9 protein-coding genes are annotated in these 16143 nt (G+C 40.5%); 8 read left to right on the top strand and 1 reads right to left on the bottom strand.

Features of this window, described 5'->3' with window-relative positions; all coding sequences use genetic code 11:
- Nucleotides 1–23: 23 nt before the first annotated feature.
- The 4 genes from acnB to CWC16_RS10525 all read left to right on the top strand — a co-directional run bounded on the left by acnB (nt 24) and on the right by CWC16_RS10525 (nt 9132).
- Entirely contained in the window at nt 24–2621 is a 2598-nt protein-coding gene (gene acnB / locus CWC16_RS10540; RefSeq protein ID WP_055017734.1) for a bifunctional aconitate hydratase 2/2-methylisocitrate dehydratase, read from the top strand.
- A 234-nt stretch (nt 2622–2855) separates the two neighbouring features.
- Nucleotides 2856–7034, top strand: a complete 4179-nt coding sequence (locus tag CWC16_RS10535; protein WP_138541511.1) for a PKD domain-containing protein — start codon at nt 2856–2858, stop codon at nt 7032–7034.
- A 220-nt stretch (nt 7035–7254) separates the two neighbouring features.
- On the top strand, nt 7255–7887 hold the full coding sequence (locus CWC16_RS10530) for a 2OG-Fe dioxygenase family protein (protein ID WP_055015628.1): 633 nt from the start codon (nt 7255–7257) through the stop codon (nt 7885–7887).
- Between the two features lie 9 nt (nt 7888–7896).
- A complete protein-coding gene (locus CWC16_RS10525) occupies nt 7897–9132 on the top strand; it encodes a cysteine desulfurase-like protein (RefSeq protein WP_138541510.1) in 1236 nt (411 codons plus the stop codon).
- Nucleotides 9133–9207: 75 nt separating this feature from the next.
- Here the strand turns inward: CWC16_RS10525 and CWC16_RS10520 are convergent, their stop codons facing one another.
- A complete protein-coding gene (locus CWC16_RS10520; RefSeq protein ID WP_138541509.1) occupies nt 9208–9912 on the bottom strand; it encodes a 2OG-Fe(II) oxygenase in 705 nt (234 codons plus the stop codon).
- 36 nt (nt 9913–9948) lie between these two features.
- On the opposite strand from CWC16_RS10520, the gene CWC16_RS10515 reads away from it, so the two are divergent.
- The 4 genes from CWC16_RS10515 (at nt 9949) to CWC16_RS10500 (ending at nt 16132) form a co-directional block, all read left to right on the top strand.
- A complete protein-coding gene (locus CWC16_RS10515; RefSeq protein ID WP_138541508.1) occupies nt 9949–10338 on the top strand; it encodes an acyl-CoA thioesterase in 390 nt (129 codons plus the stop codon).
- 188 nt (nt 10339–10526) lie between these two features.
- The gene (locus CWC16_RS10510; protein ID WP_138541507.1) at nt 10527–11501 is read left to right on the top strand and encodes an aldose epimerase family protein; all 975 of its coding nucleotides are present in this window, start codon (nt 10527–10529) and stop codon (nt 11499–11501) included.
- Nucleotides 11502–11687: 186 nt separating this feature from the next.
- Nucleotides 11688–14432 (top strand): TonB-dependent receptor, encoded by a 2745-nt coding sequence (locus CWC16_RS10505; RefSeq protein ID WP_138541506.1) that lies wholly within the window; start codon nt 11688–11690, stop codon nt 14430–14432.
- 173 nt (nt 14433–14605) lie between these two features.
- Nucleotides 14606–16132: a tryptophan halogenase family protein gene (locus CWC16_RS10500; protein ID WP_138541505.1), complete on the top strand. Its 1527-nt coding sequence runs from the start codon at nt 14606–14608 to the stop codon at nt 16130–16132.
- Nucleotides 16133–16143 lie beyond the last annotated feature (11 nt).

Genomic DNA, 16143 nt, shown 5'->3' with positions numbered 1-16143 from the left:
CACGTCACCAAGAGGGCAATATTGTGCTACAAGAATATCGTAAACACGTAGAAGAACGTGCCGCGTTAGGTATCGTACCAGCGCCATTAGATGCTCAGCAAACGGCTGATCTTATTGAACTAATTAAAAACCCACCAGCGGGCGAAGAAGAGTTCATCTTAGATTTACTCGTCAACCGTGTACCACCAGGTGTTGATGATGCAGCATACATCAAAGCAGGCTTTTTAGCGGCAGTTGCTAAAGGCGAAGCACAATCTCCATTAGTATCTAAAGAAAAAGCAGCAGAATTATTAGGTACAATGCTAGGTGGTTACAACATCGCCCCAATGATTGAGCTACTTGATGACGAAACACTTGCGCCTATCGCTGTAAAAGGTCTATCAAACACATTATTAATGTTTGATGCATTTTACGACGTAGAAGAAAAAGCAAAAGCAGGTAATGAGCACGCTAAAAAGATTATCCAATCTTGGGCAGATGCAGAGTGGTTTACTAACAAGCCAGCCGTTGCTGAAAAAATCTCTGTTACAGTATTTAAAGTAACGGGTGAAACAAATACAGATGATTTATCACCTGCACCAGATGCATGGTCACGTCCAGATATTCCGCTTCATGCTTTAGCTATGCTGAAAAATGAGCGCGACGGTATTAACCCTGAAAAACCAGGTGAAGTTGGTCCAATTTCACAGTTAGAAGAGTTAAAAGCGAAAGGCTTACCGCTTGCATACGTAGGTGACGTTGTAGGTACGGGCTCTTCTCGTAAATCGGCAACCAACTCTGTGCTTTGGTTTATGGGCGATGACATCCCATACGTACCTAATAAGCGCGTGGGTGGTGTATGTTTAGGTAACAAAATTGCGCCTATTTTCTTCAACACAATGGAAGATTCGGGTGCGTTACCAATTGAGTTAAATGTTGATGAGTTCAATATGGGTGATCAAATTGATATTTACCCATACGAAGGTGTAGTTAAGCGCCACGGTACTGATGACGTTATCTCTACTTTTGAACTTAAATCAGACGTTATTTTAGATGAAGTACGTGCCGGCGGCCGTATTCCTCTAATCATTGGTCGTGGTCTAACAGACAAAGCACGTACCTCTTTAGGTTTAGGTGCGACTGACGTATTTAAAGTACCAGCAGTAACAGAAGTGTCTGATAAAGGCTTTACACTAGCGCAAAAAATGGTTGGTAAAGCATGTAACGTAGCTGGTATTCGCCCAGGCCAATACTGTGAGCCAAAAATGACCACTGTAGGTTCGCAAGATACTACAGGTCCTATGACACGTGATGAGCTTAAAGACTTAGCATGTTTAGGTTTCTCTGCAGATTTAACAATGCAGTCATTCTGTCATACCTCTGCTTACCCTAAACCAATTGACGTAAACACTCACCATACGCTTCCTGATTTCATCATGAACCGTGGCGGTGTTTCACTTCGCCCTGGCGACGGTGTAATTCACTCTTGGTTAAACCGTATGTTATTACCAGATACTGTAGGTACCGGTGGTGACTCACATACACGTTTCCCATTAGGTATTTCGTTCCCAGCGGGTTCAGGTGCAGTAGCGTTCGCAGCAGCAACAGGTGTTATGCCACTTGATATGCCTGAGTCTATTTTGGTTCGCTTTAAAGGTGAAATGCAGCCAGGTATCACTTTACGTGACCTCGTACACGCAATCCCTTACTACGGTATTAAGCAAGGCTTATTAACAGTAGAGAAAAAAGGTAAAATCAACGAATTCTCTGGTCGCGTACTAGAAATTGAAGGTGTTGAGCACTTAACTGTTGAGCAAGCGTTTGAATTATCAGATGCATCAGCAGAGCGTTCAGCAGCAGGTTGTACTGTTAAGCTTTCTAAAGAGTCTATCAGCGAATACCTTGAGTCTAACATTGTTATGCTTAAGTGGATGATCTCTGAAGGTTACGGCGATGTACGTACAATCGAGCGTCGTATTACTGCAATGCAAGAATGGTTAGCAAACCCAGAACTTATGGAAGCTGACGCTGATGCAGAGTACAAGCACGTTGTAGAAATCGACCTAGCAGAAATTAAAGAGCCAATCCTTTGTGCTCCAAATGACCCAGATGATGCGCGTTTACTTTCTGATGTTACTGGCGAGAAAATCGATGAAGTATTCATCGGTTCTTGTATGACTAACATTGGTCACTTCCGTGCTGCGGGTAAATTACTAGATGGCTTTACTGGTCGTATCCCAACGCAACTTTGGGTAGCTCCACCAACGAAGATGGATAAAGACCAACTAACTGACGAAGGTTACTACGGTATCTTTGGTCGTGTTGGTGCGCGTATCGAAACGCCAGGGTGTTCACTGTGTATGGGTAACCAAGCACGTGTTGCTGATAAAGCAACGGTTGTTTCTACCTCAACACGTAATTTCCCTAACCGTCTAGGTACAGGCGCAAATGTATTCTTAGCATCAGCTGAGCTTGCTGCTGTTGCGGCAATCTTAGGTAAATTACCTACACCTGCTGAGTACCAAGAATACGCAGAGAAAATCAATGCAACGGCTGCAGATACATACCGTTACTTGAACTTCCACCGTATGCCTCAGTACACTAAAAAAGCAGACAACGTAATTATTCAGCAAGCTGTATAATTTAAATCTGTTTTAAAAAAACCCGCTTAGGCGGGTTTTTTATTGGTTAAAATAAATTTTAATACTTTCAGCAGTTAAGCCCAAAAAATCAATAGTTGGAATAATAATCAGCAAATAAAGTTGATAATTAACAAAAAATGAACAACTATAAATGGCAATAAAATTTGTTAATGATTAAGGGAGCAATCAACAAGTATTTTCTTGCTCCGCATTAAATAACTATCGGAGCACATAATGGAAAATAAAAGTAACTGCCGATTAAAACTAATAGCGAGTACTGTGAGTGCGTGCTTTTTAGTATCAGGCTGTAGTTTTGATAAAGATGAGGATAGCGACGAAATTGTAAACTTAGCTCCCTCTGTAGCAATTTCTGGGCAAGGAGAAATACAAGAAAAAACCAGTTTTTCACTTACTGCCAGCGCTTTAGACATTGACGGGCAAATAGTGAATTATTATTGGCAGCACGATTCCACTTTAAACCTCAGCGCACAAAACCCAAACTCAAATGAAATCACTTATCTTTCACCCGACATTACAGAAGATGTAACCGTTAATTTTACAGTGACTGTAGAGGATAATGATGGAGCAACAACAAGCGCTACTCATCAAGTATTAATTAAACGCAACTCAACGGCCGTTACGCTTAATGGCTTAATCACCGATAATACAATTAGTTATGCAAGTGTAGAAATAATAATAGGTGATGAAGTTTATTCAGCGACAGCAGATGAAAATGGTGTCTACACAATAGTATTAGATGTCGATGAAGCCCTAGAACAAACCCTAGTAAAAGTTAAAGCTAAAGGGCGGGATGATTTAAATCCTGGGGTTGAATTTATCTCTCAGCTTAGCTCTGTTAAAAAGTTAGCTACGCAGGCAGGTGATGATGGTATTTTAGACAGCGATGAAAACTTTGGCGTTAACACAACTAACGTGACAACAGCAGAGTATGCACTGATTGTAAGAGACGGTGATGAACCGACAAGTGAAGATGAGCTAGATAATGCACTTTTAAATGTTGATGCAGATGAAAAAGTACAGCTGGCGAGCCTGATTAAAATTATTGTAGATAACCCTAATTACGAGCTGCCTGAGGGCGTAGAGAGCACTCTAGATTTAGTAACTAATGAAGAGGCAGCAGAGCAGTTTGAAGAGGACGTTAATGAGCAAGATCCCGATTTAATAGAGCAAACAAAAACCGAAATTAAAGAAGATGAAGATTTAGTAACAGGCTCAAAAGAGCCGTTGGTTGGTGAATATATAATTAATTCTCCGCGTTATTATGCAAATCCCGCTAGCCACTTAACCTTAAACGAAAATGGCACTGGTCACTATCATGCAGTTACGGGTAGCTCAGTAACGTGGGAAGAGGTAAGTGGTAAAATTGAAGTTAATTTACAGTCTCCTGTACTTATTAATAAATACTCCCAAGTCGAAGACGATGTTGAAACTGTTTATGATGAGCATTTAAATTCATTCTCGTTGCAAGTACTCGGCGAAAACGATATTTTTAAAACAATAGATATTAAAAGTGATATTACAGTCTACGAAAACAGCATTGAAGCGCGTAACAAACAAGAAATACAAACCACCAACCTTATTCTTAAAAGTAAAACCTTAAGTTTGACCGTCGAAGATATTGTCGGTGAGTGGGAAATGGAGCGAACAGAAAGCCGTAATTTCATTAGCCACCTAGAGACTATTGCTTTTTACGAGGATGGTACAGGCGTTGTTTTAAGTGATAATTCGGCCCCGTTTGAGTGGGAGCTGACTAATAATAAATTACAAGTGACCTATGATGAAGACGGTAGCGTTGGAACAACAAATTTTTGGTTTACTAAAGATCTAAAAGCAGGCTATCAGCTAGTTTCATTAGATACTACATCAGCCGACCCAGCTGATAGCCAATATGGCTTAATGATAAAAAGAGAAGCGGTGTCTTTATCGAATGACGATTTAGTTGGGCGTTGGCAAGGCTTTGTTGGTACGGCACAACTTTATGATATGAACGTGTTTGCCGATGGCACAATAATGTTAGGGCTCGGCACAACGTCTTACCAAGGGGTTCTTGAGGATGGAAAACTAACTAGGCGCCGCTATGAATATAATGGCTATACTGTGAGCAGTTGTGAAGGGTTCGATGAAACCTGTTACTTAAGCGGCGAAGTAACCCATGACATCATTGCAGTAGAAGACAGTCAATATTACTTACTAAGAGAGTTCAAATGGTTTTCTCCTGACGGGGATATGTATGATATCCAAAAAGGTTTACTTATTTATCAGTACAGTAAAGAACTAAGCTATTCTGAGTTTACGCCCTACTTATTACAAAGCAATTTTAATCTTTATAAAAGTACTGGCGAGCAAGTAATAGAAGATCGAATCAGGGTAAATTACGATGACGGCTCATTTACGATAACAATCGATGGTATCGAGTATGAAGCGCAGTTAAATGAAGGTGTCATTGAATATCAAAAAAATTCGCAAACATGGCTTTTTGAAATTGTTAGTGGTGATGGTGAAACATACACTATTTGTAATTACCAACAAGGTAGTAGCTGTACACAGAACGATAAAACAGTCTATCAATCTAAAAACCCACGAGTGACTTTAACAGCTGTATCTAATGATTTTGGTCAACTACAGCCAGCAGTGCAAGAGGTGCCTTTTGCTCAGCTGGTCGGTTTTAATATAGTGCCTAATGAGGGCTATGAAGTTGACTCAATAGAGGGATGCGAAGGTTATATTGAGGGAGAATATTATATTGCCTTTAGTGGACACAGTGACTGCGAAATTAATGCGACCTTTGTAGAAAAGCCAGAAACAATATCAGGGCAATTTTTAATTAATAACTCTGACTACTTTACCTCTACCTCTTTCAAATTAGAGCTTAACGAAAATGAAGAGGGCGCTTTTACTGGCAATAATCAGGTTGCGATCACTTGGTATAAATATTTTGACGAAATTAGAGTTTATTTTTCTGATGAGTATGTATTAAATGAAAGTGTTGCGTATGAAGTTGAAAATGGCACTCAAGTAGAAGTTAGACGTAAAGATGTAATAACCAGTATTGTACTAAAGGAACGTTTCGATTTAGGTAACAGCTGGTACGAAATGACGCAGAGTATAAGTAAGTTTCGTAACGAGGAGCTTGTTGAAGAGTGGCACAGTGATAGTCATGTTAAGTTATTTGATTCAGTAGTGCCTCAAATTGATTTAACCTCAAGCGATTTGGTTGGTAGTTGGTCGTTAGATATCCCATCTGAAAGTACCGTTAAGGAATTACTGCTAAATGATGATGGAACAGGTAGCGTAGTCGATACTATAGATGAAGCGCAAACAGAAAGCTTTTCTTGGCAGAAAACAGCAGTAGGACTTAAAATTACGACTTCTGATAGCGTTGAAGATATCTATATTACTAAGGATATAGACCTTGGCTATCAAGTAATTATGCAAAGCCAGTATGAAGATGAAAAGCAAATAAATGTTGCCATAATGGTAAGGCAAGAAGAGCAAGAAATTACCCCGAGTAACTTTACTGGGCGTCATTTATTTAAAGAAGGCCATGACTTAGAGACCATTTGGGATGAGCTACAAATATATGAAGATGGCCAAGTGTTCTTCACCTTTTTTACAAGCTCCATTCAAGGTGAGTTTAAAGAAGGAAACTTTAGTCGAAGCAGAAAGTATGACCAACTAACAGGAACATACGGCTCCGATTGTGATTTGACTTTAGAGACGTGTTTGATTGACTTCACAATGGATTATAGGCTTATTAATCGCAATGATGACTACCAAGTGGTTGAGCGTGTATCTAGAGCTTTTGATACAAATACGGGAGAAGAAAATTTTTCTTATGCGTCACTTTACTTTGAGAACTATATTGAAAATACAAGGGCTGATAAGTTTTATGAGCATGAAATCCCTTTTGAAATTTACGAGCACAGTGGTGAGAACTTCGTAAAGTGGGGAGTTTACTATGTGGATGGGTACGAGCTTTGGAAAAACGATATTAAAGTTACATCACTTGAATTACTCGAAGGTAAGTTTACCTACGAGCAAGACGGTCAAAGCAAGGTGATTGAATTTATTTCAAATGATCGTGATGAGATAGTGCTTTGTGAGTATTTACAAGGTACAGCATGTCAAAGTCAAGAAGAGGTGACCTTTACGATTTTTGAGCCAAGGTATGATGTTACAGTTTATTCAGATGGTAATGGTGTAGTAAATAACGGCGTTGAAAACTACACAAGCTTTCATGGCGATACGTTAACTTTTAATATTTCTGCAAATGCAGGCTATAAATTAGAGTCTATAAGCGGGTGTGATGGCGTTTTAGAAGACAATACATACACGATTCATTATTTGGCGCAAAGCTGCGATATTAATATCGCATTTGAACTAATGGAGTGAATACGCTCTATAGTTTCGGGCTAAAATTAGAGCGGTGATTAAATTTAATAAATTGGCTACGCAGTGTAGCCAATTTTTTTGAATTAAATTTTCAATAAACTAGAGTTTTAGATCTTAAAATTTAACTTTTAATCTTTTACATCCCAATTTATGCTCAGAAAATCCTCCACACATGCATTAAAATCTCTTTTAATATTCTCATTATTTTAAGCGAGATTTTATGACTGCATTAAACAACCAGAATTTACTGCAACTACGTTTTATTAACCAAGCAAATATTGATTTGGTTAAGCCTTCTTTTGATAACCTACCTGCGAATCCATATGCAGATGGTGAATTTCGTAAGCGTCGTTACTCGGTAATTAAATTTCAAAATGGTGAGCTAAAACTACAAGCTGCCAAAGCGTTTGTTCAAGACGATTCTATCAATACCTTTCAGGGTAATGTTGAGCGTACTTATGAAAACTTAGAGCAAAGCTTACTTGAGTCAGAAGGTATGAAAAGCATTGTAAGTGAGTTTTGTGAGCTTACCGGCATTGATGAAGGCCGTGATATTGAAATACATCAATTTAGAATGCTTGCTATTGATAGCGATACGCCAGCGGCACCTGAAGGTGTGCACCAAGATGGCTTTGACCATGTTTGTGTGTGTGGTGTTTCTCACGAAAACTTAGAAGGCGGTGAGCTGTTAGTATACGAACACAAGCAAGCCGAACCGTGTTTTAAAATGGAAATTAAAGACGGCATGTTTGCACTAATAAACGACCGTCAAGTTTGGCACAATGCAACGCCAATGAACAAAGTAGATGCAAGCAAGCCAGGGTACCTGGATTGTTTTGTACTTACCTCTTAAGGAGTGCTCATGAACATAGCGCAATTACGTGAGCAGTTTCCTGCATTAATACAAACTGTTGATGGTAAATCGCCAATATTTTTAGATGGTCCAGGTGGCTCTCAAGTACCACAGTCTGTTCTAAATGCAATGACTGCTTATTTAGGGCATTACAACTCAAACTTAGGCGGTGCGTTTTTTTCAAGTGATAAAACCGTTGAGTTAATGGCCAATGCGCGCCAAGCAGCGGCCGACTTACTGAATGCGCCAAGTGCACAAAATATAGTGTTTGGCCCTAACATGACCAGCCTTACCTTTAGCTTAAGTCGCGCTATTTCACGCGATTGGCAAGCCGGTGATGAGATTATTGTGACTAACGCTGATCACTTCTCAAATGTATCGTCATGGCAGCAAGCAGCGCAAGATAAAGGCGCTAAAGTTCAAACAGCTTTAATTAACGAGGCTGATTGCAGCTTAGATATGGCGCAGTTTGCAAGCTTATTAAACAGAAATACTAAACTAGTGGCTGTTACTTATGCTTCAAATACCACAGGTTCTATTAACGATATAAAACGTATTATAGAGCTTGCTCATGCTGTAGGCGCATTAGTGTACGTTGATGCCGTGCATCATGCACCGCATGAGCTTGTTGACGTGCAGGCCCTAGATTGCGACTTTTTGGCCTGTTCAGCGTATAAGTTTTTTGGCCCTCACTTAGGCATGGTGTACGGTAAAACACAGCATCTTGAAGGTTTTACGCCTTACAAAGTAGAACCAGCTAAAGATGTAGCACCAGGCAGATGGGAAACAGGCACGCAAAGCTTTGAAGCGTTAGCTGGTTTTATTGCCGCTGTTGATTACATTGCTGCAATTAGTGAACTTGACGACAGCCACACACGCCGTGAAAAGTTAACAGTGGCTTTTGCTAAAACAAAGCAGCACGAAATGGCGCTGAGTGAGTACTTTTTAACGCGTTTAGTAAATTACCCGCGTATTAAGCTATTTGGCATTGATGACCTTGAGCGCTTAAACGAACGTACGCCTACATTTGCTTTAACCTTTGAAGGGTTAGAGCCGCGTGAGGTGTCTGAGTTTTTAGGCAAACAGCATATTTGTGTGTGGGATGGTAACTTTTATGCACAAGGCTTATGTAAGCAATTAGGTGTGCTTGATAAAGGCGGTGTAGTGCGCATTGGTTGTATGCATTATAACACTACCGAAGAGCTAGATAAGTTATTTGATTTATTTGATGAGTTATTGGGCTAAAGCCTTATCCAGCAAGTATTTTAAAAGCCATAAGTAAAAACCTTATGGCTTTTTTATTGGTTGATTACTTAGGAGCTAGCTCTTAGGTGTACCGTATATGTGCTCTGCACGATTAAATAGCACCCATGACGTTAATATATATTTATCGTTCGAAACCGGCTTATTACCTCGATGGGTGTGCGTAAAGTAGCCAGGGGCAATGACCAGTGTGCCTTTTTTAGGCGCAATTTTACGTTTTTGATAATAAAACTCTGTTTCGCCACCTTCCTCTACATCGTTTAAATAAAACATAAATAATAATACACGGTGCAGCGCTTCATTATGTTGTAGTTGTGGATACACTTCACTATGCCAGTAAGGGTAGCCGCCTTTATTTATTTCGTACTTTTGCGCCTGAATGTTCCCAAGTCTAAATATTTGCTGTACCAGAACAGAGAGTTGGGGTTTGCCCACTTCGTCAAAGTTATCCTGTGTTAAATCCACCACATCCCCCGTTTTTGGGTGGTAAACTTTTAAGCCAAATGCGCCAATTAACATAAAAAAGTGGGCTTCTACATAGTTAAAAACATGCTGTGCAGTGGTTTGCTGAATATGCTTTAATTGTTGTGCGTATTCTAGGTAAGCGTTTAGTTGTAGGTCGTGGCTGTCTTTCTTTTTTAAGTCCACACCACCAGAAGTTACACCTTGTTTTACATGCGGGCTGTTAGAGAATGTGGTAATAAAACTATCGCAAAAATCATCGCTTAACGCGTTATCAATAACGTGGATAAAGTCCGTCATGATTTACCTTTTTATTTAGTTATTATTTGGATTTTTATGTTTATTGAAAAAGTGATGCCGCGCTTTAGCGAAACAGATGCACTCGGACACATTAACAATACCGTACTACCAGTATGGTTTGAAGCCGCACGTGTCCCTATTTTTAAATTTTTTACTCCCGATCTAAACCCACACGACTGGAAACTGATCATCGCTAAAATAGAAGCATCGTTTGTAGGGGAGTTATTTTATGGCCACGAAGTCACTGTCAAAACCTCTGTAGAGCATATAGGAAATAGCTCTTTTACCATTAAGCAAGAGGCGTGGCAGCAAGGTAAATGCTGTGTTGTGGGTAAAACGGTATTAGTGCGTTATAACTTTAAAAACAAAGCTAAGCAAAATTTAAGTGAGGCAGAAGTCGTAGCACTTAACGAGCACCTAATTTAACTAGGTGTATGTACTCCACGCAACGAGGAGCGGTTATGTAAACCACAAGCGACAGCTGTAAATTTTTATAGCTGTTTTTTTAACGTAATTTGATTGAGTTACGCTCCTCACTTATATACTATTTATATTATATATTGTTGCACCGCTATAACAGGTACTGTTGAGCAGGTAGTTTATGGAGAATGAATGTGGCATCTACAACTAGCAATAAACCGTTAGAGGTGATAACGCTTAGCGATGGTAAAAGCTTAACTGCAGAAATATTGCCATTTGGCGCTATTATCAAAAGCATAAAGTTTAATAACCAAGAGATGACGCTCGCAGTGAGCGACCCACAGTATTATTTAGAAAACCCATTTTATTTAGGTGCAACAGTCGGGCGCTACGCAAATCGTATTGAAAACGCACATTTTGTATTATCAGGCACAGAGTATCAACTTAAAGCAAATAATGGCCCAAATAGCTTACATGGCGGCGAAAAAGGCTTTAATAAAGTACTGTGGCAAGTCACTAAACAAAACAGTAATGAAGTGGAGCTTTATTATTGCTCGGCAGATGGTGAAGAAGGCTTTCCTGGTCAATTACACGTTTGGCAAACCATAACCGCTTGTAACGGTGAGCTTATACTTTCTTATAAAGCCAAAACCGATAAAGAAACCCTCGTTAACTTTACCAACCACTGCTATTTTAATCTTGAAGGCAGCGAGAGCATTAACGATCACCTGCTGCAAATAAATACCGCAACCTATTTACCTATCGATAGTAATAGCATACCGCTTGCCCATCATGAAGATGGTTCGGGCAGTTGTTTTGATTTTACCAACCCTAAGCGCATTGGCGATGCATTGAGTGCACAGCATGCGCAACTTAATGCCGGCAGTGGCTTTGATCATTGCTATATTTTTAGTGATGACAGCCGCTTAAAAACTATGGCTATATTAACCTCGCCACACACGGGTGTTAATTTAACCCTTAAAAGTACCCAACCTGGTATGCAGCTTTATACAGCAAATTTTGTAGGCTCCCCGTTTAAAGCCCGCCAGGCCGTATGCTTAGAGGCACAAAACTGGCCTAATGCAGCAAACAGAAGCGATTTCCCTAAAGCTAATTTATTGCCGGATGAAGAATATTCTCAGCAAATAATTTTTTCATTTACACAATAACGTACTAATTCCACTGTTAAATTAAAGAAAACAAAAAGAAAAATACACGTAACAAAAAGATAGCCATAATTAAGGAAAAGGTTGCACTTTTGCTCAATTTAAAGTATTTATATTATAAATAGTATTTGAAGCTATACACACCGCACAACAACAAAATGACTACACACAATCAGGAGTTTTTAAAAAATGATAATTAACAATAAGTTATCGTTCAACAAGAAAACCGCACTCAGTATTGCTATTACAGGCATATTGGCAAGCGGTAACGTTGCAGCTCAAGGCGCTGAAGGCGACACACCGACAGTAGATAAAGATGTTGAGGTTATCGCAGTAACGGGTATTCGCAGCAGCTTACGTTCATCAATGTTAGATAAAAAAGCATCTAATGTTGTAACCGATGGGATTAAAGCAGAAGATCTTGGTAAATTTCCTGATTTAAACGTCGCAGAGTCTTTGCAACGTATCACAGGTGTAGCCATTGACCGTAGTGGTGGTGAAGGGCAAGCAGTAACCATTCGTGGTTTTGGTCCACAATTTAATACGGTCCTTGTAAATGGTCGTCAAATTGCAACAGACAGCGCGGGTCGTGAATTTAACTTTGATGTATTAGCAGCAGATCAAATCACCGGTGCAGATATTTATAAAAGTAACAGTGCAACGCTTCAAGAAGGTGGCATTGGGGGTACGGTTAACGTAACCACAGCCCGTCCATTCGATTTTGGTGGCTTACACGTAATTGGTTCAGTAAAAGGTATGTACGAAAGCCTTTCTGAAGAAGTATCGCCATCGGCTTCATTTTTAGTAAGTAATACGTTTAACGACGACAAGCTTGGTGTGCTTTTTGCCATCACTAACCAACAACGTAAGCTGCAAAACAACCAAATTTTAACGGCGGGTTGGCGCGGTGGACAAACAATTTCAAACCCACAAGATGGCGTGTTATACGACAATGCATACATCCCACGTAACTGGGACCAAGTTGTAGATGAGCAAGACCGCGAACGTACCAATGCAAGCTTAGTATTACAATATGCACCGTCTGACGATATTACTATTACCGTAGATGGTTTAATTTCAAAATTTGAAGTGGACTCATCAGTGCGCGATTTAGCGTCTTGGTTTGAACCAGACCGCGTAGGTAGCGCAACAATCGACCCAGAAACGGGCACCTTGCTTACCTTTACGCAAGAAGTAGGTTTAGGTAACGCCAGTGGCAACCCAGCAACCGACTTTGTATCGCACACACGTAACTCGCGTGATGTAACTAACAAAGCGTTTGGCGTTAACGTTGACTGGCAAGTAAACGAGTCATTAAAAGCAAAATTTGACGTGTCTCGCTCAACAGCTGAAAACGACCGTGCAGGTAACGACCGCTTTAACGTAGTGGGTATTATTAACAGCTACAGCTTTGATGGCACTGGTAGCGTTCCTACCGTACAGCATGATGGCTTTGAAAATGGCTCGCTGCCAGATGCAAGCCTTGCGCGTCTTCACTACAACGAAATTGGTAACCAGTTTACTGATGAAGATGAAATTACCGAAATTAAAGCCGATTTTGAATACGTACCAGATAAAGGCCCAGTTGATCGCATTAACTTTGGTGCATATCGTCAAGAACGTGAAAAATCAAGCTTCCAAATTTTTGGTAGCCAATGTCAATTTTGTGGTTACGGCACGCAAGCACCACTTGATGAAATTGATTTTGAAGCGTATTCAGCAAGTAACTACTTCCCAGGTTTAATCGATACATTTTATAGCTACGACGGCGACAAAATGCTTGATTACCTAGCTGATCAAGGTTTCCCTGTTGAGCCAACACTACAAAATAACCGTTACACAATTAACGAAGATATCACTAGCCTTTACATGGACTTTACCATTGGTTTTGACCTAGCTGATATGCCAGTAACAGTTAACATGGGTGCACGTTACTCAGAAACAGATATTGAAGTAGCTGCTGTACAAAGTTTTATCAGTGATGTTATTCCTACCTCTGATGCCACTTTATTCCAAAACGTATTTGGCCCAGCAACAGACATTAAAGAAGGGACAAGTTACTCAAACTTACTTCCGTCGTTTAACGTTAAGCTTGAACTGCAAGACAACATGATTTTACGCTTTGCAGCGTACGACAGTATTACTCGTCCTACTATGTCACAGTTATCACCTGCGACCACGTTTAACGAGCCTCGTCGTCAAAACTTAACAGCAAGTGGTGGTAATCCAGCTCTTAAGCCGTTCCAGTCTGAAAACTGGGATATCTCTTACGAGTGGTATTACAACGATGCTAACTTATTTAGCTTTGCCGTATTTAGTAAAGAAGTGGATGACTTTATTGTTACCCTAACCGGCGACGAAACATACGACATGACTGACCGTACAGGCCCTGATTTTGCGTGTACAACCTGTACTGACCAAACCGATGCCGAGCTTAACGGTAGCTCAGAAGTTTACACAGTAAGTCGCCCGCAAAATGGCGAGTCTGCAACGGTAACGGGTTACGAAATCGGTGTAACTCATATGTTTGAAAACGGCTTTGGTTTTATTGCTAATGCCACGGTAGTAGATAGCGATATTAGTGTTGATGGCGATACAAGCCAAACATTTGCGCTTGAAGGGTTAGGTGATTCACAAAACTTAGTGCTGTTTTACGAGCAAGATAACTGGCAGGCACGTGTTGCATTTAACAACCGTGAGGGCTTTTTACGCTTAGTTGATAACGGCTTTAACGGCGAACCAGTGAACGTAGAAACGTACGGTCAATGGGATATTAGTGCAAGCTACGATATCAACGAAAACTTCACTATTTTTGCCGAAGGCATCAACATTACTGAAGAAGAGCTAGTGCAAACGGGCCGTTTTGCTAATCAAATCTACTCTGTAGAAGATAATGGCTCACGTTACGCGTTTGGTATTCGCGGTACGTTTTAATTGATAGCAGAGGCAGCGATTGCCTCTTAGTTTTCATTGCAGTGCATTATAAGTACTGTTACTAATAAAGTTAGTAGCTAATTTGCACAAAATGAGACTAATTTAAACAAATGCCCGAAAGGGCATTTGTTGTCTAACCGGTTATCAATAAAGTACTCAAAGAGTAGTCCGTTATGAATAAAGCAATAAAAACAATCGCCGTAATTGGTGGCGGCACAGCAGGATGGCTGAGCGCTGCAATTATCGCTTCGTATCACCAAGGTAATAAGGGTGATGGCTTAAAAGTGATGTTGGTAGAATCATCTGATATTCCAACAATTGGTGTAGGTGAAGGTACCTGGCCCACGATGAAAAACACACTTCAGAAAATTGGTTTGCGAGAAGTGGATGTATTTAAAGCCTGTAATGCCACCTTTAAACAAGGCGGTAAATTTGTAAACTGGACGCATGGCAACAACGATTTTTACTACCATCCCTTTACGGTACCGCTAGGCTATGGCCGTATAGATTTAGCCCCCTATTTAGATAATGTTGAAAACTTTGCCCAGCAAACTAATTTTCAGCACGATATTTGCGAAGCAAACTTAGCTCCAAGAGGCATTGCGCAAGGCGAGTATCAAGCTAATTGTAATTATGCATATCATTTAGATGCCGGTGCCTTTGCGGAGCTATTAAAGCAGCATTGTAAGAGCAAACTAGGCATTGAGCATATTATTGGCACCGTTGATCAGGTAAAGCTTGATGAAAGCGGGGCTATAAACACCCTTACCTTAAAAGATCAAACCCGCACCATAAACGCCGATTTATACATAGACTGCACGGGTTTTTCATCGCTGTTATTAGGCCAAGCCCTTAACGTGCCATTTAAAAAAATGGACCACGTATTATTTAACGACAGCGCCCTAGCTATGCAAGTCCCCTACGAAGAAGGCGATGAGTCACTGGCCAGTCACACCATTGCCACCGCACAAAATGCTGGGTGGATTTGGGATATAGGCCTAACGCATCGCCGGGGAGTAGGGCATGTATATTCAAGCAAGTTCTTATCAGATGAAGAAGCCGAGCAAAACTTACGTAACTATTTAGGTGGTGCTGCTAAAGGCTTAACCGCCCGAAAAATAAGTTTTGAGTCGGGTTACAGAGAAAAGTTTTGGAACAAAAACTGTGTTGCAGTGGGGATGTCGGCAGGGTTTGTAGAGCCGCTTGAGGCAACCGCCATTATGTTGGTTGAAATTTCCTCTCGCTTTGTTGCAGAGCATATGCCAGCCGATACCCAAGTAATGCCAATAGTTGCAAAGCGCTTTAATGAGCAAATGGATTATCGCTGGCAGCGTATTATCGACTTTTTAAAACTACATTACATGCTAACTAAGCGTCCAGAGCCTTATTGGCAAGCGCACGTACAACCGCAAAGCATTCCGCAAAGCTTACAAGAAGACTTATTGCTTTGGGGCGCACGTGGGCCACTTATTCAAGATTTTCATGGCGCATTAGAGCTATTTCCTGCCGCCAGTTACCAGTATGTTTTATACGGTATGGGCTTTAAGCCCGACTTTACTAAGCAAGCGTATTTGTACTCAAACGATGCGCAAGCAAACCAAATAATTGAACGTAACAGCCAGCTTACACAGCAGATGTTGCAAACGTTGCCGCCTCACCGTGCTTATATTGAGCAGTGGCTTGCGGCTAACCCAGTTTAAGGATGTGTAAC

The sequence above is a fragment of the Pseudoalteromonas sp. S3776 genome, assembly GCF_005886915.1.
Lineage (GTDB): Bacteria > Pseudomonadota > Gammaproteobacteria > Enterobacterales > Alteromonadaceae > Pseudoalteromonas.
Note: the sequence above shows the minus strand (reverse complement) of the source record. Positions and strands in the feature narration are given on the sequence as shown.